This window comes from Shewanella sp. SG41-4 (assembly GCF_014164505.1).
In the GTDB taxonomy this organism is placed as follows: Bacteria; Pseudomonadota; Gammaproteobacteria; order Enterobacterales; family Shewanellaceae; genus Shewanella.
This window is the reverse complement of the sequence record NZ_JACJFI010000399.1, coordinates 1-2,711: the sequence shown is the minus strand read 5'-3', so window position 1 is coordinate 2,711 and position 2,711 is coordinate 1. Positions and strand designations below refer to the sequence as shown.

At 40.9% G+C, this 2,711-nt stretch carries 4 protein-coding genes; all 4 read right to left on the bottom strand.

All coding sequences use genetic code 11. From position 1 onward, the window contains the following. The coding region (locus H5202_RS20190) for an HvfC/BufC family peptide modification chaperone (RefSeq protein WP_182773639.1) at positions 1-273 on the bottom strand (273 nt) is incomplete at its 3' end. Then, a complete protein-coding gene (locus tag H5202_RS20185) occupies positions 266-1,183 on the bottom strand; it encodes a DUF692 domain-containing protein (protein ID WP_259397402.1) in 918 nt (305 codons plus the stop codon). The genes H5202_RS20185 and H5202_RS20190, both read right to left, overlap by 8 nt. 49 nt (positions 1,184-1,232) lie before the next feature. After that, positions 1,233-1,520 (bottom strand): BufA1 family periplasmic bufferin-type metallophore, encoded by a 288-nt coding sequence (locus tag H5202_RS20180; protein WP_182773638.1) that lies wholly within the window; start codon positions 1,518-1,520, stop codon positions 1,233-1,235. A 394-nt stretch (positions 1,521-1,914) separates the two neighbouring features. Then, positions 1,915-2,394 carry a YHS domain-containing (seleno)protein gene (locus H5202_RS20175; RefSeq protein ID WP_182773637.1) on the bottom strand — a complete coding sequence of 160 codons (480 nt, stop codon included), beginning with the start codon at positions 2,392-2,394 and terminating at the stop codon, positions 1,915-1,917. Between the last annotated feature and the right edge of the window lie 317 nt (positions 2,395-2,711).

Genomic DNA, 2,711 nt, shown 5'->3' with positions numbered 1-2,711 from the left:
TGAAGATAACAATTTTCGACAACAGTGGTTAAAAAGATCGTCGCCGATCAATTGCACAACAGTAGGGTAACTCACTGCTAACGCTTGCCTAGCATTCGCTTGCAAGCTATGCCTATAGATCGTTATACCTCGCGTGTCGAACCCTAGTGATGACTGTATGTCCTTATCCATCTTGACATTCTTATTGGAAACCGGAAAAATTGCTTTAACCAACATTTGCTGTTGCAGCTTTACCGTATGAAACGCTTCCGCTAACAAGGAAATATCATTCATGCATTGGCTTCCTGCTCGCTAACGGCACAGCATCAAAAACTTGCTCTCCTATTTGTCTCGCCTTATCTGCTTCAGAAAGTAAGGTATCCCAACTAGGCAAATTATTGTCCCATTCAATTAGCGTCGGTACTTTCCCAAAACGCTGTAGTGCCAACCTATATAGATTCCAGCCCTGAAGAGAAACCGGCTGACTATGATCATCAACGACCAACTGCCCAGGGCTTACATCCGTAAATCCTGCGAGATGAATCTCACCGACTATGTCGCAAGGAATGTTGTTCAACCATTGCTTAGCAAACTGTAATGGTTCAACAGCAGTCACATTGTTGGCTGTCACTAAAATATTATTTAAATCGAGCAATAAATGACAACCCGTCAATTCCCAAAGGCGTACCAAAAATTCATCTTCAGACATACTAGTTTGCGAATATTGAATATATGCAGAAAGGTTCTCTACCAATACAGATCGCCCCAAAACCTGTTGCATTCGATCTATGTTATGAGCGAGTACAACAAGTGTTTGTTCGTTATAAGCCAAGGGCAGTAAGTCACCGCTATGCACTGTTTTGCCATTTAATTGACTCCACGTAAAACACGCATGATCGGACATCAAAATAGGCTGAAAATCATCGGCCAACCTCTTTAGTCGCCGCAAATAATGCTCCGGCACCCCTTGTGCGGACCCCAACCCCATCGAAGTTGAATGTAGGCTAATGCCATAATTCTCGGCTGCCCGTCGTAATATACTTTGGCTTGCGCCACCCTCAGCAAAAAAATTCTCTGAATGAACCTCAACAAAATCAATGTGAGATGGAGTTGTTAGCGCCTCGGTAAAATGCGGGTGTCGCAAACCAACACCTATCAATAGATCTGACGCTGGCTTGAGGACTGACATTGCGTTAAGGTTCATATCCACTCCATTAACTACGATTATTCACGAGAAAATAGCTAGGCGAAGTTTATCCTTTGGCTTTTTCATTAGTCCATTTTTCTTGTGCTGCTGCCTTCAATAAACCACCTAAGTCTTCACAAGTTCCTTTCGCAACAAGTTTCCACTCACCGAAATCTTTATCTAAACTTGATTGACCTGCACATGAATGAGTGCCTGCCAAGTTGGCACAGTCATTTTGCCCTGCCATGGCAACTCCATAACATTTTTCTTTACCTGCCGCTTGAGCCGGCGCAGTAACGGTACTGGCTAAGGCAACAACAAGTGCGGCACGAGCAAGCAATTGCTTATTTTTCATTATTAAAATCCTCAATCATTTTGAATTTATTAAGTTTCACTATCTGCGAGCCAGCAAACTACTGTAAAAGTCAGCGTTTGATTTGTTGAATCAATACCCTCACCTAGATTTTACCTTTATTTTTTTAGTAAAATCGAGGTTGGTATACCCATTATCTCAAACTTCTATTGTCAGTTAACATTCCTGAACAACATCAATTTTGATGGGTCTATATTGACATTGATGATGTGCTGACACTTACGCCATGACATGCTCCACCATTTTGCATGGAGCACACTATGACGACATGAAATATGGCAATATCCAAGGTTGTTAGCGGTCGAGATATTTAACTCCCTGTAAAGTGAAATTGCCTTTCATTTGTTCTCACTGCTAAAGACCAAATAACTAAAAACTACTCGGCATCTAGTTCGGCAATTGAAACACCTTGGATACCAGACCAAACACGGTTAGCCGTTACAAGATGACCAGAGACATCGGTTAACCACTTTTGTTGTACTGCTTTGTTCAAGTTTAAGTAAAGTTTGCCATCGACTACTTTCCAAGCAGTAGGGTCTGTGTCTAATTTCTTATTCAACGCCACCCCCATTGCACAAAAGCCTCCGAATTGAGGGGCAAACTTCTCTGGCTCAGCTTTAAAAAGATCACGATTGACTGCATTACTAAACTGATAAATAGCACTTTTATAGCTCGCAGTGTATTCAGGACTTCCTTTGGTCGCTTTGCTATCGGTAAAATAGGCAACTGAGTCATAACCGTGTATTGCTACGTCATTAGTGTCAGCGTTAACATCTATATCTGCAGCGAAACTTAAGCTGCTGACAAGTAAACTCGCGGCAATAACTACTGATTTAATTAAATAGTCGATCTTCATTGTTAAACTCCTTGATAACTCAATTTAAATAATGTGATAATTTCGGTATAAAATTATCTAGGCATGAGTAGTGTTATACTTCTCTTCGCCACAAAGAGCATGTTAACAAGGATCGATTCGTAAAATAGCGCCGATCGTCTTTAACTTGAAACCGATAGTCTAATAGTGAGCTTCATGGATCAACTTAGCGACATTCTTCAAAATTTATCATTCAATACTGATGTATTCTTTAGTGGTAACCTCTGTGGCATTCAACATTTGGGTGGTGCAAATCCCAATAAAGGACATCTTCATTTATTAAAAGCTGGAGTTCTCAC